Source organism: Bacteroides sp. RCH18, from assembly GCF_058231005.1.
In genome coordinates, this window is record NZ_JBIPTC010000001.1 from 255,506 (window position 1) to 276,929 (window position 21,424).

At 47.1% G+C, this 21,424-nt stretch carries 20 protein-coding genes and 1 tRNA gene; 7 read left to right on the forward strand and 14 right to left on the reverse strand.

Annotated elements, in window-relative coordinates:
- The first annotated feature begins 11 nt into the window (after positions 1–11).
- Positions 12–371, forward strand: coding sequence for a heavy-metal-associated domain-containing protein (locus tag ACHLI0_RS00980; RefSeq protein ID WP_008765860.1), 360 nt, complete (start codon positions 12–14; stop codon positions 369–371).
- Between the two features lie 63 nt (positions 372–434).
- A complete protein-coding gene (locus tag ACHLI0_RS00985; RefSeq protein WP_490748249.1) occupies positions 435–2,651 on the forward strand; it encodes a heavy metal translocating P-type ATPase in 2,217 nt (738 codons plus the stop codon).
- Between the two features lie 297 nt (positions 2,652–2,948).
- Here ACHLI0_RS00985 and ACHLI0_RS00990 read toward each other — a convergent pair whose 3' ends face one another.
- Positions 2,949–3,785, reverse strand: a complete 837-nt coding sequence (locus tag ACHLI0_RS00990; protein WP_008765858.1) for a helix-turn-helix domain-containing protein — start codon at positions 3,783–3,785, stop codon at positions 2,949–2,951.
- 89 nt (positions 3,786–3,874) lie between these two features.
- On the opposite strand from ACHLI0_RS00990, the gene lipB reads away from it, so the two are divergent.
- Positions 3,875–4,543 (forward strand): lipoyl(octanoyl) transferase LipB, encoded by a 669-nt coding sequence (gene lipB / locus ACHLI0_RS00995; RefSeq protein WP_413555197.1) that lies wholly within the window; start codon positions 3,875–3,877, stop codon positions 4,541–4,543.
- A gap of 21 nt (positions 4,544–4,564) precedes the next feature.
- On the opposite strand, the gene ACHLI0_RS01000 is transcribed toward lipB, so the two are convergent.
- The 8 genes from ACHLI0_RS01000 to ACHLI0_RS01035 all read right to left on the reverse strand — a co-directional run bounded on the left by ACHLI0_RS01000 (position 4,565) and on the right by ACHLI0_RS01035 (position 13,068).
- Positions 4,565–5,497 carry a PorV/PorQ family protein gene (locus tag ACHLI0_RS01000; RefSeq protein WP_490748251.1) on the reverse strand — a complete coding sequence of 311 codons (933 nt, stop codon included), beginning with the start codon at positions 5,495–5,497 and terminating at the stop codon, positions 4,565–4,567.
- A gap of 11 nt (positions 5,498–5,508) precedes the next feature.
- Positions 5,509–7,056, reverse strand: a complete 1,548-nt coding sequence (locus ACHLI0_RS01005) for an N-acetylmuramoyl-L-alanine amidase-like domain-containing protein (RefSeq protein ID WP_490748252.1) — start codon at positions 7,054–7,056, stop codon at positions 5,509–5,511.
- A 1-nt stretch (position 7,057) separates the two neighbouring features.
- Positions 7,058–9,046, reverse strand: coding sequence for an OPT family oligopeptide transporter (locus ACHLI0_RS01010; RefSeq protein ID WP_055217636.1), 1,989 nt, complete (start codon positions 9,044–9,046; stop codon positions 7,058–7,060).
- 95 nt (positions 9,047–9,141) lie between these two features.
- Complete coding sequence (locus ACHLI0_RS01015; protein WP_008763504.1) at positions 9,142–9,537, reverse strand: DUF1573 domain-containing protein; 396 nt, start codon at positions 9,535–9,537, stop codon at positions 9,142–9,144.
- Positions 9,538–9,952: 415 nt separating this feature from the next.
- Positions 9,953–10,087: a hypothetical protein gene (locus ACHLI0_RS01020; RefSeq protein WP_490748254.1), complete on the reverse strand. Its 135-nt coding sequence runs from the start codon at positions 10,085–10,087 to the stop codon at positions 9,953–9,955.
- A gap of 188 nt (positions 10,088–10,275) precedes the next feature.
- Positions 10,276–10,875, reverse strand: coding sequence for a DUF4923 family protein (locus tag ACHLI0_RS01025; protein WP_490748255.1), 600 nt, complete (start codon positions 10,873–10,875; stop codon positions 10,276–10,278).
- 6 nt (positions 10,876–10,881) lie between these two features.
- Positions 10,882–11,490, reverse strand: coding sequence for a ribosome biogenesis GTP-binding protein YihA/YsxC (gene yihA, locus ACHLI0_RS01030; protein WP_070750995.1), 609 nt, complete (start codon positions 11,488–11,490; stop codon positions 10,882–10,884).
- 123 nt (positions 11,491–11,613) lie between these two features.
- Entirely contained in the window at positions 11,614–13,068 is a 1,455-nt protein-coding gene (locus ACHLI0_RS01035) for a sodium:solute symporter (RefSeq protein ID WP_490748256.1), read from the reverse strand.
- 88 nt (positions 13,069–13,156) lie between these two features.
- On the opposite strand from ACHLI0_RS01035, the gene recR reads away from it, so the two are divergent.
- Genes recR through ACHLI0_RS01050 form a run of 3 tightly spaced genes read left to right on the forward strand, consistent with a single transcriptional unit; the run spans position 13,157 to position 14,808 of the window.
- Positions 13,157–13,774: a recombination mediator RecR gene (gene recR, locus ACHLI0_RS01040; protein ID WP_008763508.1), complete on the forward strand. Its 618-nt coding sequence runs from the start codon at positions 13,157–13,159 to the stop codon at positions 13,772–13,774.
- Positions 13,775–13,812: 38 nt separating this feature from the next.
- Positions 13,813–14,262 carry a hypothetical protein gene (locus ACHLI0_RS01045; protein ID WP_008763509.1) on the forward strand — a complete coding sequence of 150 codons (450 nt, stop codon included), beginning with the start codon at positions 13,813–13,815 and terminating at the stop codon, positions 14,260–14,262.
- A 6-nt stretch (positions 14,263–14,268) separates the two neighbouring features.
- Positions 14,269–14,808 (forward strand): GNAT family N-acetyltransferase, encoded by a 540-nt coding sequence (locus ACHLI0_RS01050; RefSeq protein WP_490748257.1) that lies wholly within the window; start codon positions 14,269–14,271, stop codon positions 14,806–14,808.
- Here ACHLI0_RS01050 and ACHLI0_RS01055 read toward each other — a convergent pair.
- Both ACHLI0_RS01055 and ACHLI0_RS01060 read right to left on the reverse strand, forming a co-directional pair.
- The gene (locus ACHLI0_RS01055; RefSeq protein ID WP_490748258.1) at positions 14,805–15,395 is read right to left on the reverse strand and encodes a YqgE/AlgH family protein; all 591 of its coding nucleotides are present in this window, start codon (positions 15,393–15,395) and stop codon (positions 14,805–14,807) included. The genes ACHLI0_RS01050 and ACHLI0_RS01055 overlap by 4 nt on opposite strands.
- A 149-nt stretch (positions 15,396–15,544) precedes the next feature.
- On the reverse strand, positions 15,545–16,861 hold the full coding sequence (locus tag ACHLI0_RS01060; RefSeq protein ID WP_055217641.1) for an aminotransferase class I/II-fold pyridoxal phosphate-dependent enzyme: 1,317 nt from the start codon (positions 16,859–16,861) through the stop codon (positions 15,545–15,547).
- A gap of 155 nt (positions 16,862–17,016) precedes the next feature.
- On the opposite strand from ACHLI0_RS01060, the gene ACHLI0_RS01065 reads away from it, so the two are divergent.
- A tRNA-Asp gene (locus ACHLI0_RS01065) sits at positions 17,017–17,090 on the forward strand.
- 120 nt (positions 17,091–17,210) lie between these two features.
- Here the strand turns inward: ACHLI0_RS01065 and ACHLI0_RS01070 are convergent.
- Genes ACHLI0_RS01070 through ACHLI0_RS01080 form a run of 3 tightly spaced genes read right to left on the reverse strand, consistent with a single transcriptional unit; the run spans position 17,211 to position 21,414 of the window.
- Complete coding sequence (locus ACHLI0_RS01070; RefSeq protein ID WP_490748259.1) at positions 17,211–18,653, reverse strand: DUF3868 domain-containing protein; 1,443 nt, start codon at positions 18,651–18,653, stop codon at positions 17,211–17,213.
- A gap of 7 nt (positions 18,654–18,660) precedes the next feature.
- Positions 18,661–19,242, reverse strand: a complete 582-nt coding sequence (locus ACHLI0_RS01075) for a DUF3575 domain-containing protein (protein ID WP_055217643.1) — start codon at positions 19,240–19,242, stop codon at positions 18,661–18,663.
- Positions 19,243–19,257: 15 nt separating this feature from the next.
- Positions 19,258–21,414, reverse strand: coding sequence for a hypothetical protein (locus ACHLI0_RS01080; protein WP_490748260.1), 2,157 nt, complete (start codon positions 21,412–21,414; stop codon positions 19,258–19,260).
- Positions 21,415–21,424 lie beyond the last annotated feature (10 nt).

A 21,424-nucleotide genomic window follows, 5' to 3' on the forward strand; every position in this document is an offset into this window, starting at 1 on the left:
GAATAAGAAAAATGAGAACAAAAAGATGGATGGCCACTTGCGTGGTGGCTCTTTTGAGCGTAGCAGCCGTATTGGCAAAGGATATCCGTGTAGTCATATTCAAAGTCTCTCAGATGCACTGCGAGAACTGCGAGAAGAAAGTGAAAAATAACATGCGCTTCGAGAAAGGCGTGAAGGAACTTTCCACCGAACTGAAGAACAAAACCGTGTCCATCACCTACGATGCCGAAAAGACAGATGTGAAGAAGTTGCAGGCAGGATTCAAGAAGTTCAATTACGAGGCCGAGTTTGTGAAGGAAACCAAGCAGGACGGCAAGAAAGACGGCAAACAAGAATCTAAAAAAGAGGATAAGAAGGCCGATAAGAAGTAATCGAACAAATACCCGTATTTGCTTGTTTTATAAATACTAATTAATTAAAGAGTAAAGGATTATATGGGTAATATAGCAAAGAATGCGTTTCCCGTGCTTAATATGCATTGTGCGGGATGCGCTAACAATGTAGAAAAGACAGTGAAAAAGTTGCCGGGAGTCGTTGATGCTTCCGTCAACTTTGCTTCAAATACATTGACGATTTCTTATGAGGACGACAAGCTCACCCCCGGAGAAATCCGTGCAGCAGTACTTGCTGCCGGTTACGATCTGATAGTAGAAGAGGCGAATAAAGAAGAACGTCGGGAAGAAGAACAGCATAAGCGCTACCTTCGTCTGAAACGGAAAGTGGTCGGTGCGTGGATATTTGTAGTGCCGCTGCTTATCTTTTCGATGTTATTAATGCACATGCCATATTCTAACGAGATACAAATGTTGCTCGCTATTCCGGTAATGGTGCTCTTCGGAGGAAGTTTCTTTACGGGGGCATGGAAACAGGCGAAGATCGGTCGTAGCAATATGGATACGCTAGTTGCGTTGAGTACCTCGATAGCCTTCCTTTTCAGTTTGTTCAACACCTTCTTTCCGCAGTTCTGGACAGATCGCGGATTGGAATCGCACGTCTATTACGAAGCTTCCGCAGTGATCATTGCTTTCGTTCTGACCGGAAAGATGATGGAGGAACGTGCCAAAGGAAATACCTCGGATGCCATTCGCAAACTGATGGGAATGCAGCCCAAAGTGGCACGTGTATTGCGTGGCGGGGTAGAGGAAGAGATACAAATAGACCTGTTGCAGGTAGGCGATATGGTGGTAGTCCGTCCCGGCGAACAGATTCCCGTGGATGGTCAGCTTTCGGAGGGCGATTCGTATGTGGATGAAAGTATGATTAGCGGTGAGCCGATTCCGGTAGAGAAGAAAAAGGGCGATAAGGTCCTTGCCGGAACAATCAATCAGCGCGGTTCCTTCATCATTCGTGCTTCTCAGGTGGGAAGCGATACTGTGCTGGCACGCATCATTCACATGGTGCAGGAAGCACAAGGCAGCAAAGCTCCTGTGCAGCGTATCGTAGACCGTATTACAGGCATCTTCGTTCCTGTCGTGTTGGGAATTGCCATTCTGACGTTTGTGCTGTGGGTGGCTATCGGTGGCAGTGAGTATATTTCTTATGGTATTCTTTCTGCCGTATCCGTTCTGGTCATAGCCTGTCCCTGTGCTTTGGGACTTGCTACACCTACTGCGCTGATGGTAGGAATCGGTAAAGCTGCCGGACAGCATATTCTGATAAAAGACGCCGTCGCTCTGGAGCAGATGCGTAAAGTAGATGTGGTGGTACTGGATAAAACCGGTACTTTGACCGAAGGACATCCTACCGCTACCGGATGGTTGTGGGCACAGCCGCAGGAAGAACACTTCAAAGATGTACTTCTGGCTGCCGAGCTGAAATCGGAACACCCGTTGGCAGGCGCGATTGTCGCCGTACTCCAAGACGAGGAGAAGATAACTCCCGCTCCTTTGAGCAGTTTTGAGAGCATCACAGGCAAAGGTATAAAGGTGTCTTATCAAGGTAAAACTTACTGGGTGGGCAGCCATAAACTTCTGAAAGATTTCAGCGCTACAGTGAGCGATGTCATGGCGGATATGCTGGTACACTACGAATCAGACGGAAACGGAATCATATACTTTGGACGTGAGAATGAGCTTTTGGCTATCATTGCCGTTTCCGATCCGATCAAGGCTACTTCTGCCGAAGCAGTGAAAGAACTGAAACGTCAGGGCATCGATATCTGTATGCTTACCGGTGACGGTCAGCGGACGGCTCTGGCAGTCTCTTCTCGTCTGGGTATCGAGCGATTTGTGGCAGATGCCTTGCCGGACGATAAAGCCGAATTTGTGCGTGAGCTGCAAATGCAGGGAAAGAAAGTGGCAATGGTGGGCGATGGTATCAATGACTCGCAGGCACTGGCGTTGGCTGACGTCAGCATTGCTATGGGAAAGGGTACGGATATTGCTATGGATGTCGCTATGGTGACGCTGATGACGTCCGACTTGCTGTTACTCCCCAAAGCCTTCGAACTGTCCAGACAGACTGTACGACTGATTCATCAGAACCTTTTCTGGGCATTTATCTACAACCTGATCGGTATTCCTATCGCTGCCGGAGTATTGTTCCCTATAAACGGATTGTTACTGAATCCGATGCTGGCAAGTGCCGCAATGGCGTTCTCCAGTGTGAGTGTAGTGCTCAATTCGTTGAGTTTGGGAAGAAGGAAGATTTAAGAAGAGAGCCTGCTTAATGTTCTTTTATGGATTTATGGGGCTGGCTAAAAAGTCTGTAGTATCTTAAATCTCCTCCTTCGGGAAGGAGGAGTACCCGCAGGGGGAGGTGGTAGGTGAATACGCAATTCTTTCATTCACAATAAATTAGAGATAACCTTGTTTTACCTACCACCCCGCCCTACGGGCACCCCTCCTTCGAGAAGGCGGGGAATCCATGCGGATAGTTGACTCAAATCTGTACATCTGGAATCAAAAACGGTATTTCGGACTGATCCATTGATTTTAGAAGTAACGGACTCAACTATTTCTAAATTCCAGCGGCGACATCCCTACGTGCCGTCTGAAGAACTTGCAGAAGAAAGAGGGATTCGGGAAATTCAGCGAATAAGCTATCTCCTGAATAGTCATATCCGTTCCCTTTAGCTGCGCTTTGGCGTCGATAATGACAATATAAGCAATAGTATCCAATACACTTTTCCCCGTCACTTGTTTTACGGTGGTGCTCAGATGTTGCAGAGAGATTCCCAGTTGATCGGCATAGAACTGTGCACAACGCTGATCTTTGTAGTGTTCAGTGATCAGTTGAATCAACTTCCGGCAAATCTCCTTCTTACGGTTCGAATGATTGTTTCCCGAATAATTCCGGTACATCAGTTGGATACTTGTCAGAATAGTCTGGAGTGACAAGTCCGCCAATTTGGAGTCCATCTTGAAAGACTCGTCACAACTGGCATGAGACAACAAGGCAAAATATTCCTTCAGATAGTCGGCGATATTCTCGGAAAGAGGGATGATCGGCTGTTCTATCAGCTTGGGATAAGCGTTCCCGATGGTGGTCAGCAAGTTGATATGTCCGATACATTTCGCGGAGAATCCGGCAAAACAAAGACTTACCTTTTCCGCTTTCTCACGGAACTGTATGATTGTTCCGGGAAGTAATGTAATCAGGTCATTCGGGTGAACCTCGTATTCCAACAGATTGATGGAGACTTTCATGGTTCCTTCCGTACAGATGGCGAAAATACACGCCTGCAGCCGGCACGATTGTTTGTAGATGTTCAGAATATCTTCGGTTACTTTAGTCCATGCCAACACCTCCAGTGGCAAATCTACTTGTGGAACTTCCATTTTCATAAGAGTGTTTGTTATCTTTGGTTTAGAGTGCTTGTTATATTCGGTCCGCAAATGTACGATTTTTCTTTTTATTTCTTACTTTTGTCCTCATGAAAACTGTATTAGTAGACTGGAATTTGATTCCATACGCCGAAGCATGGCAGCGGCAGACGGAATGGTTTGATACCCTTGTCCGCGCAAAAGCGCAGGGAGAAGCCTATGAAAACCGTATTATTATGTGCGAACATCCGCACGTCTATACTTTGGGACGTAGCGGAAAAGAAAATAATATGCTGTTGAATGACGATCAGCTGAAAGCCATTCAGGCTACCCTTTTCCATATAGATCGGGGAGGGGATATCACGTATCACGGTCCCGGACAGTTAGTCTGTTATCCGATCTTGAATCTGGAAGAGTTTCATCTGGGGCTAAAGGAATATGTGCACCTGCTCGAAGAGGCTGTGATACGTGTCTGTGCCTCCTATGGCATTGAAGCGGGACGGCTTGAAAAGGCAACAGGTGTCTGGCTGGAAGGGAGTACGCCCCGTGCCCGTAAGATTTGTGCGATCGGAGTGAGGAGCAGTCATTATGTCACCATGCACGGACTGGCCCTGAATGTGAATACGGATTTACGCTATTTCAGCTATATTCATCCTTGTGGCTTTATAGATAAAGGCGTCACTTCTCTTCGTCAGGAACTGAAGCACGAAGTGCCTATGGACGAAGTGAAGCAACGCCTCGAATGCGAGCTTAGCAGACTGCTCAATGATAAAACTTAGCGGACTGCCCGAAGGAAAAGCCTAGAAGACGATTCCAATGCCGAGCTGCCATGTCTTATGCATGAAACAGTCTTTATCAGCCAGTGCATAAGAGAAATCCGCGCGAATCGGCCAGAAGTTGATTCCGCAGCCCAGTGTACCGTAGTTGCCTGTTCCTTTGTCGTTATCCCCGAAGTGGTATCCTCCGCGGATAATTCCATATTTCAGGAAATTATATTCCGCTCCGATGCCGGCTTGAAGATGGCGGTACTCGGACGGGAGCAGGTAGTTGAAGTCAAGAGCCATCTGCAAGCGGTTGTCCATGCTGAACGGCAGGTCGATGGCACCACCCAGTCCCAGTCGGGCAGGCAGTTTCTGTCCGTCCAGCTTGCTGCCCAGGTTGGCGGCTTGAAATCCGATAGTCCATGAAGCCATTTCGTCCAGAATACCCATACTGCGATGATAGCTGGCACCGAGGTCTACGGAGACTGACCCTTTGCTGTCCGCATCCTTATAGGCTTTTGCCTGCAGATATCTGAGCGTTAATGAAAGGGACAGGTTCTTGGCTACATTTCTGAAGTATGCGGCTTCTACGTTCCATGCGCGGGCATGATCTTCCGCACCGTCCTGCCAATGAAAATCAGCATCCTTGTAGTGACGGAATCCTACGCTAAATCCGTGCTTCCCTTCCCGTCCGATGCGGTAGAAAAGGGATGCGCTATGCATTCCAAAGTCTTTATTTATGTCAGCGTATGAGTAGCTGGCACCCATTACATCCTGCGAGAAAGCGATGGTGGAAGCGTTATGAAAGATAGCCGTGCTTCCATTGTCTGTGATAGCCAGTCCTGTGCCGGCCATACCTGCCGATTGGGCATCCGGAGTAATCTCCAGAAAAGAGGCGTTTGCCACTCCCTGTGCTCCCAGAAAAGTAGGCAACAGACACGACGCGAGAAGTAAATGTTTTACTCGTTTCATAATCATTTGTTTTAAGGGTGAGACATCCGGACGACACGTATGCCGCTCCATGATTTATTTTTGTGAAGCATCTGGCTGAGAGGCTCTTCGCTGACAACAACCTTGCCAAGCGTAGAAGAGGCGTGAAGCAAATGCAACTTTCCGTTTATATATTCGGCTATCCCTACATGAGCTACATCCAGTCCCGGAAGATTCGTGGTGATGGCGATGATATCACCGTCCATGATCCACGGAAGTCCTGCGTCGGGGAGTTTGCCTTTAGGCAGCCAGTGTACCTTTTTTCCGGACAATGCTTTCTCATGCTCGGCCATTCGTTTCACGTTCTCCGGCGAATCCGTCAGTTGCCTGTACTTTTGGGGATGGGTGGACATATAAGAGAGAGACAGTTTGGTGGTCTGCGTACTGTTTTGTGCAGTAACGTCTTCCAGAAATCCTTGGCGGACACCGTTCTCAATCCAGTCGGAGGTATAGTGCAACCGCGAAGTGTATCCGTCGATCACACCGTCCCGATAACGTATCTTTTGCAGATTATCGGCAAAAGAAGACCCCATCGCCTGAGCCAGCGTATATTCGACAAAAGTAAGGCAATCTACCGTTTGGGGCAGGATGACTAACTTTTCTTCCGTTCCCTGATCCAGTGTGTTGGCTACATACTTTGTTCCAAGGTACGTCTTTCCGATTCTCAGCATCGGTGCTGTCTCCTTCGGAAATACGACACCGTCACGCAACCACTTTTCGAGTTCCTGTGTCCATTGTTGCTTATACTTGAAGTTGTCCCGGAATCCCCAGCCATGTCCGCCGGTAGGGTAGACATGAAGCGATGCGGGAACATTGTTTTTCTGTAAAGCGAGATAATAGTTCACTCCGTTGGAAGGAGGCACGGCACCGTCATCAGAAGACAGGACGATAAAGGCTTGCGGAGTATCGGATGTCACTTGCAGTTCGTTGGAGAAGAGTACCTCTTGTTCTGCGGTCGGATTTCCGCCCAGAAGCTCTTTTCTCGAACCGCCATGAGTACTTTGCGTCATGGTGACCACCGGATAAAGCAGAATCTGAAAGTCGGGACGGGATGCCGCACTGTAATGGGTGGCAAGGGTAGAGGCGAGATGTCCTCCGGCGGATGCTCCCATGATTCCTATTTTGCGGGGATGGATATTCCATTCTCCGGCATGCTCGCGTACGATGCGAATCGCTCTTTCCGCATCCGATAAGGGGACTTCGCAATGACCGTTCGGCATCCGGTACTTTAATACAACGTAAGTGATGCCCTGTCCGCAGAACCAAGGTGCCATGTCATGCCCTTCATGATCCATGGCGAGGCGGCTGTAGCCACCTCCGGGACACATGATGACAGCCATTCCGTTCGGCTGTGGTGCACGGTAAACGGTTATGGTGGGGTCGGTGACATTGCTGAGTCTGTGGGGCGACACTTCCTTTTCCCCGCCGGTCAGCCCGTTGGAGTTGGGAGCACCGTCGGGCCACAAAGGTAGCTCGACGGGCTGTTGTGCAAATGCCATTGCAGTCATAAGTGATACTATAACAGATAACAGTTTCCTCATCTTATTTTATTTTCATGGAAGCCTTGATAAAGTAGAGGATCAATAAAGCGTAAGCTCCTAATGCTAACACTTCCGACCAGGTATTGTTCAGCCAGGCTTCGTTGACCAGATTGATACCGCCGAAACGCATTGCCGCGCTCACTACTCCCATCAATGCACCTCCGGCAATGAAACCGGATGCCAGCAATGTTCCTTTTTCACCTCTTTCCGTATTGAGTGCCGTATCCTTGCTGCGGCTTGTCACATACCAGTTGACGGCACCGCCTACTACCAGCGGCACATTCAGCTCCAACGGAATAAACATACCCAGCGCAAAGGCCAGTGCGGGAATCTTGAAGAATGTCAGCACGATAGCAAGGATTGCACCGATGCCATACAGCAACCAGGGGGCGCCTACGCCGCTCATCAGCGGTTCGATAACGGCAGCCATCGCATTGGCCTGTGGTGCAGCCAGTGCGCCGCTGGTGAAGCCGTATGTCTTGTTCAGTATAATCATTACACCGCCTACTGTAGCAGCAGAAACGATGGTTCCCAAGAATTTCCATGTTTCCTGTTTGGCAGGCGTACTACCCAGCCAGTAACCGATCTTCAAGTCGGTGATGAAACCGCCCGCCATAGACAGTGCCGTACATACTACGCCACCCATCACAAGTGCGGCCACCATGCCCGAAGGACCTTTCAGTCCGACAGCTACCATCACTACGGAAGCCAGAATCAGTGTCATCAATGTCATTCCCGATACCGGATTGGTGCCTACAATGGCAATCGCATTGGCAGCTACCGTCGTGAACAGGAAGGAAATGCCTGCTACCAGCGCAATCGCTACCAGCGTATGGACGATATTTCCCTGCATGATATCGAAGTAGAAGAACAGCACGATCAGAATCAGCGTAAGGATAGAGCCGATAGCGATGATTTTCATCGAAAGATCACGCTGTGTACGCACGATATTCTTTTCTACATTGCCTTTACCGCCCATTTCTTTGGCAGCCAGTCCGACGGCACTCTTGATGATTCCCCATGAACGGATGATACCGATGACACCCGCCATGGCAATACCGCCGATACCGATGCTCTTGGCGTAATACTTGAAGATTTCTTCGGGGCTCATCATGCCTACCGTAGAAGTGATTTCGGGGTTCCACGCGTTCAGCACGCTGTCTCCCCAGATGGCGGACATTCCCGGAATGATGATCCACCATACTGCCAGTGATCCGGCACAGATGATGGAAGCATATTTCAGTCCGACGATGTAGCCCAGACCGAGTACGGCAGCTCCCGTATTTACTTTGAATACCAGTTTCGCTTTCTCGGCCAGCATTTCTCCGGCTCCGCATACGCGGGTGGTGAAGTTCTCGTTCCACCAGCCGAAAGTGGCCACGATGAAGTCATACAATCCACCGATCATTCCCGCCATCAACAGCGGTTTGGCTTGGCTACCGCTCTTTTCTCCGGATACCAGCACCTGTGTAGTGGCCGTTGCTTCGGGGAAAGGATATTTGCCGTGCATATCGCTGACGAAATATTTGCGGAAAGGAATCAGAAACAGGATACCCAGTACGCCACCCAGCAGCGAACTGATAAATACCTGCATAAAGCTGACTGTCATCTCAGGATATTTGACTTGAAGGATATAAAGGGCGGGGAGGGTAAAGATGGCTCCGGCAACGATTACACCGGAACATGCCCCGATAGACTGGATAATTACATTTTCTCCTAACGCATTTTTTCTTTTGGCTGCACCGGAGACTCCTACGGCAATGATGGCTATCGGAATAGCGGCTTCGAATACTTGTCCCACTTTCAGCCCCAGATAGGCGGCGGCTGCCGAGAAAAGGATGGCCATGGCGATACCCCATGTTACTGACCAGAAGTTTACTTCCGGATAATTTTTGGAAGGACTCATCAGGGGATTGTACACTTCTCCTGCTTTTAACTCTCTGAACGCGTTCTCGGGTAGTCCGGTGAATTTGTCTTCTTCTTGTTTCATATTATATTTTTAGTAGTTTATGCTTAATGGACTTCAAAGTAAACAAAAAAAAAGGAGAATCGAAAGATTCTCCTTTACGTTATGTCTATTTTTTCTTACTTCTCGTCTTTCGGGGTCATATCGCCTTCGATGTAGAGGCGTACCATTTCGGTTTTTGCGTTGGTACGTAGGGTAATCGACTTTTTGAAGTGTCCCGGATATTTACCTGTTCCGTTGTAAGTTACTTTGATTGTACCTTTCTTTCCCGGCTGGATCGGTTCTTTGGTATATTCGGGCACTGTGCATCCGCAAGACGCTACCGCCTGATGAATTACTAAAGGAGCGTCACCGATATTAGTGAAAGTGAATACGCAGCTTACTACCGGACTGTTTTCAGAGAATTTTCCAAAGTCGTGTGTTGTTTTGTCAAACTTGATATCAGCGTTAGTCTGGGCAAAAGCGAAACTTACTCCTACCACTAACAAGGTCATTAAAAAAAGTATCTTTTTCATTTTTCCTTCTTTTTATTGATTACAAACGCCAAAGGTAACGCTTTTCCCTGAAACTATCCCGTCGGCAGAGTTAATTTTATCGAAAAAGGGAATAAAATAACTTCTGTTTATCATCGTCCTTGGGCTTGGCAATCCTGACCACCGAGGTGAGGAATACTGAGCGCCGAGCTGAATGAGAATAAGCACCGAGGTGAGAAACGCTGAGCACCGAGACGAGCAGAAGTGGGCAGCGAGGTGAATACTGCCGATCTCTGTTCGCTTAATTAATTCATTTCAACACGGAATTGAGCTAAATGATAGTAATCGTATCTTAAAATGGGGCCGACTAAAAAGTCAATAGTATCTTCATTCTCCTCCTTCGGGAAGGAGGAGTACCCGTAGGGGGAGGTGGTAGGTGAATGCATAATTCTGTCATTTATAAAGAAATAGGAATAAACATTATTTCTCCTACCACCTCGGTCTTCGACCACTCCTCCTTCTTGAAGGAGGAGAATGAAGATACTATTGACTTTTTAGTCACCCCCAATGGAGATACTACTGTTTGATTCATTTTTCATTCGAAAGTGAATCGGCGGCGAAATTCTTTCTTCTCTTTCTTAGTAATTCTATTTCTTTAGAATAGAATTATATACTCTACTCTTCTCTACTGGTTAAGGTTCGGTTTCCCTTTCGGTTAGGATTCGGTTTTCGAGCCCTGCCAGAAGGCGTTTCAGAGCTTTTGGTTTTGCAAATAAAACACTATTTTTTCAACCCGAATCCCAGCATCATCCCGTCGTAGTTTTCAGCCAGTGAGCTGACAGTTTTCAGTGCTGTGCTGTTTGTCTTGCTGCCGAGGAATGTCATTAACTTAAGTAGCTTGTCAGAGTTGAACAATAAATCCATAGAGTTGGAAGTGCAGTTCACTTTCGCATGCAGATTCAGCAGTTTCAAGTACTTTAGGTCTACCTGCTTGGTGGAAGCATTGTACGAATAAGTGCCGCTCAGTTTCTTTTTTCCGACGGTGCTGGTGAAAGTACTGTCGGCGTTGAACGTGAAGCTCATTTGTCCTTCTTTGATGCCCACTTTACTCAATTGCTCGTTCAATTTGTTTTCTGCCATCGTGGCGGCTGCGGCTCCTCCTGCTTTCATCAGCAGATTGTCCGATTCAAATTCTACTGCCGAACCGCTGTAAGTCCATGTGCCTGTCATGTCTATCGTTTCGGGTGTCCCGGTGATGGCATTTACTACTTTGGAGATGTTGTCTTTGTTGAGCAGATCCTTTAATGATTGTGCCTGACTGTTGCTTACAAAGAGTGAGAATAATGCAACCCATGCAATAAATAAAATGTTCTTTTTCATTTTCGTTTACTTATTTTTATAGACTTCTTTACTGATGTTTTCTATGTAGTCGAGGATTTCCGTGCGTCCTGTACGGTTTTCCGAAGAAGATACGAAATACGGGGGAAGTTCTTCCCATTCCTTGCTCAGTTCACGCAGGTAGTTGTTGATATTCATTTTCAGACGTCCGCCTTTCAGTTTGTCTGCTTTGGTGAAGATGATGGAGAAGGGGATGCCGTTTTCGCCCAGCCATTCCATAAATTCCAGGTCTATTTTCTGCGGTTCCAGACGGCTGTCTATCAATACAAACAGGTTGGTCATCTGTTCCCGTTCGAGGATGTAGTCTTCGATGATGGTACGTATCTGGTCTTTTCCTTTTTGTCCGCGTCTGGCGTAGCCGTATCCGGGAAGATCGACCAGGTACCAGCTTTGGTTGATCAGGAAGTGGTTGATAAGCATTGTCTTTCCCGGTGTGGCGGAGGTCATCGCCAGTCCTTTGCGGGCAGTCAGCATATTGATAAGGCTCGACTTTCCTACATTCGACCGCCCGATGAAGGCGTATTCGGGAAATACTCCTGTCGGACATTTCTTCACGTCCGTGTTGCTAATCACAAATTCTGCACTCGTTATTTCCATTTTATTGTCATTTATTTCTTTGTTTTTCTACTTCTAATAAACTCTCTTATCCTTTATAATAAATTATGGTCACGTTTATAATAAACTCCACTACTTTTTATTATAAACTCCGGACGCCTGTTTTCAAGGCGTTTCCACCGTTTTCTCTTTTCCGGACAGCAGCATGAGCCCCGCAAAGGTAAGGCTTCCGTTCAACATTAGCAATTCATAGCCAAATTTATATCCGGTTTCTTTGTTTATCCACCAGTCCAGAGCGTAGCAGAGCACCGGAGAGGCGATGGCGATGAGCGGGACCAGCCGGTCTTTAGTCCGGCGCCGGGTGAACAGTCCGAAGGCGAACATACCCAGCAAGGGCCCGTAGGTGTAGGAGGCGATGATGTAGATCGCGTCAATCACGCTTTTGTTGTTCAGCATCTCCACCAGGCAGATGAAGAAAGCCAGCAGGATGGAGAGACCCAGGTGCACTTTCTTTCTTTTGCGGCGGGCTGTTTCTTCCGTGTCCTTGTCCGTGTTCAGCAGGTCTATACATACGCTGGTGGTCATGGCGGTCAGCGCGGAGTCTGAGTTGCTGAAAGCTGCGGCGATGATGCCGATGGTGAAAAGAACCAGTACCGACTGTCCCAGATATCCTTGTGTGGCAAACATGGGAAGGATATCATCATTCATGGCCGGTAGTTCCAGTTGCATTTGTCCCGCTAATGCGATCAGCAGAATGCCCAGGCACAGGAACAGGAAATTCAGCGGGATGAACGAGAATCCGTAGCAGTACATATTCTTTTGGGCTTCGTGCAGATTACGGCAGGAGAGGTTCTTCTGCATCATGTCCTGATCGAGTCCGGTCATGACAATGACGATAAAGATGCCGCTGAAGAACTGTTTGAAGAAGTTCTGACGGGACATCCAGTCGTCGAATACGAAGATGCGGCTGTGTTCGCTGTGGCGGATGGTCTGTACGATGCCGTCGAAGCCTACATCCAGCTTCTGTATGGTGAAGTAGATGATGAATAGCAGGGCTGCGATCAGGCAAAATGTTTGCAGGGTGTCTGTCCATACGATTGTCTTGATGCCGCTTTTGTGGGTGTATATCCACACGAGGGCCACGGAGCCGACGGCAATCACCCAGAAAGGGACGTGCATATCCTGAAATACGTGCGTATGGAGGATCAGACAGACGAGATATAGTTTGGCTGCCGTTCCCAGCATACGGGAGAGCAGGAAGAAGAAAGAGCCGGTGCGGTAGGCATTCACGCCGATGCGTGTGCCGAGGTATCCGTAGATACTCGTCAGATTCAGTCTGTAGTAAAGAGGCAGCAATATGTGCGCTACGATCATATAGCCGAAGAAGAATCCGAATACGGTCTGCATATACGTCATGTCCATTCCGCGAACCATGCCCGGCACGGATACGAAGGTCACGCCGGAAATAGACGCGCCAATCATGCCGAAGGAGACTATATACCAGGGTGATTTGTTTTCTCCTTTAAAGAACGCTGCATTTGATCCGCCTTTATGTCCGGTGATGTGGGCTATTAACAACAAGCCCGCAAAATAGCATATAATAATGACTAATATCATCATATCGGCTGCAAAGGTAATACTTTCTTTGTATTAAAAACAATAATCCGTATCTTTGCGCCCGAAACAGATAGAATTTCATTCGTAATCTATGAACCAACAATATCCTTCCGTACTGCTCGAAAAGGCAGTAGGCGAATTTTCCAAACTTCCGGGCATCGGGCGCAAGACGGCGATGCGGCTTGTATTACATCTGCTCCGGCAGGATACGGCCACTGTGGAGGCATTCGGCAACTCCATCATTACGCTGAAACGTGAAGTAAAGTACTGTAAAGTATGTCATAATATATCTGATACCGAGACTTGTCAGATTTGTGCCAATCCGCAGCGTGATGCCTCTACCGTCTGTGTGGTAGAGAATATCCGTGACGTAATGGCGGTAGAAGCCACCCAGCAGTATCGGGGACTTTATCACGTACTGGGCGGAGTGATCTCGCCGATGGACGGGGTAGGGCCGAGCGACCTGCAAATAGAAAGTCTCGTGCAGCGGGTGTCCGAAGGAGGAATCAAGGAAGTCATCCTCGCTTTGAGCACCACGATGGAAGGAGATACCACCAACTTCTACATCTACCGTAAACTGGAGAAGATGGGTGTCAAACTCAGCGTAATAGCACGGGGCATCTCCGTTGGCGACGAACTGGAGTATGCCGATGAGATCACTTTGGGACGCAGTATTGTCAACCGGACTCTTTTCACCGGAACCGTATAATCTAACTTAATTATTTTTGAACGAATATCGTAACTAACATGGAAGAACAGATAAAACGCGCAGTGAGAAATTTGAATATCAGTTATGTTTTCTTTTGGGTGCTTCCCGCCTTTTTGCTTGGGGCAGGGGAGTTCGACCTTCTTCCTGTGGGAGCTTTGGTCGATAACCCACAGGCCACCTATTATATGGAGACGGCAGGTATCTTGCTGACCGCCTTGTGTGTGCCGCTTGCCTTGAAACTGTTCAGTCTGGTACTGAAAAAGAAGATAGACCTCCTGACGATTCCTCTTGCATTGAAGCGTTATGTGCAGTGGAGCATGGTACGCCTCGGATTGCTCGAAGTGGCCATCGTCCTCAACGTATTGTGCTATTATCTGACCCTTAGCAACACCGGAAATCTCTGTATGCTGATCGGGCTGACCGCTTCCCTTTTCTGTCTGCCCAGCGAGAAAAGACTTCGTAACGAACTCCATATAAATAAAGAATAAGCCGGTATGAAACAGTCTTTTTTAACCAATGACCGCATCTATCTTCGTGCGGTAGAGCCGGAAGATATGGATATCATGTATGAGATGGAGAATGACCCTTCCATGTGGGATATCAGTAATTTTACCGTTCCTTATTCCCGCTACGTGCTGCGGCAATATATAGAGGGTTCCCAGTGTGATGTGTTTGCCGACAAGCAGTTGCGCCTGATGATAATGAGCAAGTCCGATCATCGGGTATTGGGGACGATTGATATCACGGATTTTGTGCCTCTCCACTCTCGTGGCGAGGTTGGCATTGCCGTTCACAAAGACTATCGCCGGCAAGGTTACGCATCGGACGCATTGCAGTTGCTGTGTGAGTATGCTTTCGATTTCTTGTCGCTGACTCAGCTTTATGCCCATGTGGCTACGGATAATGAAGTCTGCATGAAGTTGTTTACTTCCTGCGGTTTCGTCCAATGCGGACTGTTGAAGGATTGGTTACAGGTCGGTGGATGTTACAAAGATGCTGCTATCTTCCAGTATCTGAATCCGAAGAAACATTAATTGAAAGTCGGTACTTGCGGAAAGCGTGACCATGTTTCATACTTGCTGCCTAATTTCTCCAAGGCTTGTTTCCACATATCTTTGGTGTCACCGTTCATCAGATAGGCATTTTCTTCTTTGGAGACAAGCCACGTGTTCTCTCTGAGTTCGGTGCTCAGTTGTTCGCTTTCCCAGCCGGAGTATCCCAGGAAGAAGCGGATGTAGCGGTCTACTTGGTTTCCTTGCAGTATGTATCTTTTTATCTCCTCAAAGTCACCGTTCAGAAACAGGCCTTTGCTGATAGGTATGGCACCGGAGATATCTGCCAGTGTGTGAAGGTAGAACAGGGTATCTGTAGCGATAGGCCCGCCTTTGTATAAAGGTATGTCTTCGATATACTTAAATTCTTTGATAATGTCGTTGACAAATATGGGCAGTTGTTTGTTGATAATCAGCCCCATGCTGCCTTCTTCGGTATGGTCGATCAACAGAACTACAGATCTGCCGAATGTGGCATCACGAAGGAAAGGCTCGGAGATGAGAATCTTTCCTCGTGATGGCAATACATTATTCGATTGAATTTTAAATATGTCAGAGTCTATATTCATGCCATCAGATTGATATTCGTGCCACTAATATAAGAAAAGAAATGGAATAATAGCCATACTTTCCCATTTTTTTTGTTTTAAGAGCAGCTTTTATGAATATCCGCATCTGATATGAACATCAGTTCCGGCATAAATCCGGTATTCGGCTGTCAGGCAATCGGGTGATGTTCGGCAAACAGTTTCATTCTTTCGTCGAGCTGCGCGTACTGATGGTCTTTAATAAAAGAGGTACACGCGCGTAATCCTTCTTGATGGCTTCCGGTGGTGACCAGTGAAATGGCGCTCACTCCGTAGTACATCAGTTCTTTGGCAAGTTCGCCGCTTGTCATTCCCGGATAGCCGATGGTGAAGTAGAATCCGTCGGCAATCGGATCGCCCAAGTCATTGTCATATACCAGATAGAAACCGTGACGAAGGAAAATCTCTTTTAACTTCTGCGCTCTGTCACCGTATACCTTCACTTCGCTGAGGAAGTTGTATTGACCTTCGTTGGCAGCTTTCAGCATGGCAGCCATCGCATACTGTGCGGAGTGGCTTGTGCCGGAAGACAGCGCGTAGAGTACGCGGTGGATGAAGACCGTGCCGAATGTTCCCCCGCCATAACGCTTCGTCAGTCCGGGATAGCTGCGGTGATACAACTTGTCGGAAATGCAGCTTACGCCGATACGTTGTCCGGCATAGCTGAAGGCTTTGGAACCGGAAATCAGCAACACATAATTATCTGTGTAGTGAGCTACCGAAGGCTGGAACGGAGCTTGGTAAGGAGTGCTCAGATCCTGACGGAAATCCATCGCAAAGTATGCCAGGTCTTCCAGTACGATTACGTCATATTGGGTAGCAAGTTCGCCGATGATGCGCAGTTCTTCGTCTTTCAGGCAAATCCAGCTCGGGTTGTTGGGGTTCGAGTAGATAATAGCCGATATATTTCCTTTTTTCAGATAGCTTTCCAGCTTTTCTTTCAGCTTGTCGCCGCGATAATCGTATACATCGAATGTTTCATACTTTTGTCCCATCACGACCAACTGCTGTTTCTGTACGGGAAATCCCGGATCAATGAACAAGATTGTATCTTTCTTTTCATCGCATTGGCTGCAAGTAAGGAAAGAGGCGAATGTCCCTTGCATAGAGCCGGTGACGGGTACGCATCCTTCCGGACTTAAATCTACATTGATGAATGCTTTGATAAAGTCGGACGCTTCTTTTTTCAGTTCCGGCAGTCCGTTGATATCGGGATACAGGCTGGCAATTCCGTTTTGCAGCGCTTCGATTTCCGCTTTTACTCCTACGGCAGAGGCCGGAAGTCCCGGAACACCCATTTCCATCTTGATAAATTCAACGCCTGATACTGCTTCCGCCTTTGAAGCTATCGCTTTCACTTCACGGATAGTAGCCTTCGAAAAGTCGACAATTTGAAACTCATTAATCGTTTCGTCAATCACATTTCGTTCGATTGGTGTATTTTTCATTCTATTTTCTATTTATAGTAATGCTTGCAAATGTACATGATAATTCTTAATAAACACACTTTTTCAGAAAAAAGATACTCTTGCTATTGTAGGTTTCAAAAAAATGTCTACCTTTGCATCCGCAATCGAGAGAGATGCAAAGGATAAGAAATTTTGGTGCGTTAGTTCAGTTGGTTAGAATACATGCCTGTCACGCATGGGGTCACGGGTTCGAGTCCCGTACGCACCGCTTCTTTTGATTTTTATAATTAGGAAAAGCTCTGGTTCTTAACGGGATCGGAGCTTTTCTTATTTATCTTGTCGAGAAATGTCCATAATAAATAACAAGTTTTGTCGTGTCCCTGCATCATTATTCCCTTTTCATCTTTACCACCTTTTCTATTTCCCTTAAGTTATATTGTGCGGCCTCATTACCCTTTTGAGCAGCTTTACCGAACTCGGCAATCGCCTGTTCCGTCTCACCGTTCAGCAGATAGTAGATGCCATTATTGTTAGCGTATTCTGCAGTCTGTTTATCCGACTTATCCAGATATTTCCGTGCATTGCCCAAATCCTTCTTAGACAGAGCGACTGCAGCAGCATTCAGATTTGCTGTTTCGTCATTAGGATACATACGTACTGCTATATCGAAGACATTGATGAAATCATCGCTGCCCTTGGGATAACTGTTGGCTACGAGATACATCTCATTCAGACTAAGATACTGAGGCTGAGTCTTGATGATCTCTTTCCCTTCTTCCACCTTGAAGTTGGCGATAGTGTAGTCAATACGACAGTTCACCTTGCGGAGTGCCGGATACAATTCTTTCAGCATAGTCCGATAAGGAGCGCCGCCATTCAGTCTTTTAATTTCCTCTTTCCGGCGGGCGATATCACTCGTATTTCGTATGATGCTGAGCAATGTTTCCTTTTCTTTAAGATCAGAAGCCTCCAGAGCTTTCACTAATCCATCCCAGTTTTCACCGCCAAAGGAGACATGATAGAGATTTGCAGCTATATTCTCACGGGCGGACAGATAACTCTTTAATGCTTCGGCACGACTCTTCGATAATTGCTCGTTCAACTTCAAGGCCCCTTCCGGAGAAGCAAAACCTTCGATATATACGCCCGTTACAGTCAGTTTTTTATCATTCATCACTTTCGTCAGCATCTCTTGAATACTCCGTAACTCCGTTTGATTATTCATAAAATTGGGCAGGATAACGGATTTATTGACCGGGAAATCGAGATGAGCCTCATACTGCTCGCTACGTGCTTTTACTACTTCAGCTAGAGGCTGAATGTAAGAAAAAACAGGCCGGATGGCAGCGAGCCGTTTGATTTCTGTAGAAACACCGGTCAGGATAGGTTCTTGTGTCACCACTTCTTGATGTCCGCCACAGCCGCATAGTTCTTCTTCCAGATTCAGTGACGCATTCTCCATCCACGACTGATAGGGGATTACCTGCGTATAACTCATCACTTCGTTTTTGTCATAAGGAATTTCCATATTGGCCATCTTGTCCAGCGTCATTGAGCGGATATACGCCTTTTGCCTTCTATGACCGTTGACGATGATATCGGGTAAGGCTACGTTATGACTGGCGTCTGCCAGTATAGGAGTCAGCGTCAGCGTACGGTCGCTGCTGACTTTCAGATTCCGCATATCAATCTGCATATCGATATAAAGTGATTCTCCCTGTTGCCAGAGGGAAGCATTCGTGATGCTGATCGCATCGTTATAGAGTTTCTGTGCGCCGGCAGGCAGTGCTGCGGCGATACACAGAACAAAGTATATAAGTTTCTTTTTCATGGCTGTCTTATTTGATAACGTATATAATGCTGAGGGCTATTTTAGTCGGCCCGAAGTAATTTTTGTGTTCCTTACCGATTTTGCTTCCGCACGTGCCACAGTTGTATTTATCAAAGTTTAAGCGGGCATATCCTACGCCGACTGTCGCTTCCATGCTCCAGCGCTTATTCAATATCCACTGATACCCGTAAGAGATACCGGCACCGTAGATGTTTCCCTGATAACGATAATCCCCGAGGCCGAATATATTCAGATTGCTTACATTCGCTTCTGCATAATGAGCATGCAAGCCGAAGAAATGTCCGTAAAACCGTTCGCAAAGCCAGTACCGGAGTTCAGGTTGTACCAGCCAATGCTTGATTTGCTTATTATTGGAGAACTCCCAGGGATTATAGTTACCGGATACATCCAGAGTCAGTTTTTTGGAGAGCCCGACTTCGAAGCCCAGATTGGCGGTGGTCGTAGCCCAGTACAATGCGTTCGTTTTGATGGCAAACTTAGGCATATAGTAGTTCTTTTCCTGTCCGTGCATACCGATGGCACACGTGAGCATCAAGACTGCTAACAGAAGAAATTTGATTGTTTTCATATCATTGTTTTTTTATTATCGTAGTACAATAGCCGGACTTTGAAGTAAATCTTTCACTTTATATATGGCACTGTAATTATATCCTCGCAGCGTAAGCGTTACCACATCGTTTACTTTGCTTCCGGCATGTATCGTGAACGAGTAGTTGCTTCTGTTATTGACAGTGAAACTTGGTACGATGCCTGTATCCGAAGAAGTAATCGTATAATTAGCTATCGTAAGCAGACTGTTATTCTGGAATACCCGAATGGTATTGCTCACTGTCACACCATGTGCCAGAATCGTTTCAATCCTGGTTGTTGTGGGGCTGAATCCGGGAGCGGATATCGTAATATCTTCATCACTGATTTCTTCTTTGGAAGTAAACGTGATGGTTTGCGCACCTGTCGGCTGTGAAGTGTATGTATACTGATACCCACCATTTACAGCCGTCCATCCGCTTTCCGATGTCTGCAGATTCTCCGTGGCAATGAATACCGTCAACGGATAGGTGGCAGGATACTCCGGATAGGTGGGGATGGTGAACATCACTTGCGCTGTACTATTCGTTCCGTAATTCACCAGATTCTCTCCGTTGACACTCACATTCGTAAAGTGACGTGCCTTTACATCCAGATATTTCGTTTTGAATATCTCATTGGTTATCGAGATCGTCTCGTCGCTATTCTCAAGACTGGTGCGGAAATTCAATGTCTTTGCACCGGGACCGGTCGCCCAATAGATATACTGATATCCGCCGTCTATATACTCTATCTGCAGATTCTTGTTGGGAGCTACCGGATAAAGCCGTGTGGTAGTGATCGCGCATTTCAGCGGATACAGGTAAGAAGGAATATTGGCGGGAATGGTGAACTGTAACGCTACATCCTGGTCACGGGCGGTATATACCTCCGGTGACAAAGATGCGGGATCGAACTCATACAGGGCACTTGATACTACCGTGATAGTACGTGACAACACTCCGGCTTTCACCGTGATGGTCGCTTCATATTGGCCTGCGATGATACGGGATACATCAGCCGTGATCGTACCGTTTCCGTCATAGCTCAGATTGTGCAGTATATTACCTTTATCTTCCGCTACCGATACGCTGATCTTTGAATTGTCAGCCACCCCATTATGCGTGTATTGAGTCGTCACATTCAGCGTTCCTTCCTTTACAAACAAGAAGTGAAGCCGGTTCACGCTCAGCACATTGTTATTGTTGTCGGCAATGGAGGGTGATTCCTTGAATATTTCCGCGTAGATGTTATTGGAGGATTCCGCGCTCTTGGCATCCTCGAAACTTGTACTTCCGTTGGCGCTTTCGCTGAAAGACTTGATCACCACTTTATAATGGGCATTTCTTACTACCGGATAAGGCTGCTTGTTGGCGTCGAGCAGCTGGATTTTGTAATACAGTTCCTCCGTTTTGCCTTCCAGTTTTCCTTTGATGATGATGTAGGCCTGGTCATTAAAATAGTTTTCATTCTCAAACATGTACTTGGGTTCCATCGTACAGTCATTCATTGTCTGACTGGTTTTGGTGATTGTTCCGTGAGGCAGGGTCGGTTTGCCGTCCAGCAGCACAAACGGAGTGGGAGAGGCATCCGGATTAAAAGGAGCCACCGTTCCGCTGGTAGTATAGTTGCCGAGGGCGTATCCTGTCACCTCAAAGTTGGTCGTTTCATTTTCCACTGTCACTTTTGCCTGGTTACGATAAAGAACGATGTTCGGTGAGTCGCTGGCAGAAGAAATTGTCTGTCTGCCCCAGAAAGTCAGTTTGCTGCTGCTTAAAGCGGGAATCAGCTCCCGTTCATCTTTTTGCAGGGCGGCACGTTCGTCAAAAGTCCCCCATTGGTCATAGTTGGCAATGAGATGAATAATCCCAGTGTTGTCGGGTATTTCTGCCTGAAACGTTCCTGTACCGTTGTCATTGGCGGTCAGGAGGGAGGCATGCGCCCGCCCGATGAAGAGCCCGTCGGCATCGAATGTCATCAGCCAAAGGTCATTGACCGCATTCTCACCGGTTGCGGCACGACTGAGCACCGGCCTGTAATCAGGTATATCCACAGAGAAGCGAAAGACAGTTTCATTCTTCTCCGTTGACGGATGATCGTTCAGTCTCTCTTCATCTGTACAAGAGATGAGAAGAAGGCTGAAGAGGGCTATATAGTAGGTAAATCTTTTCATACAATTCAAA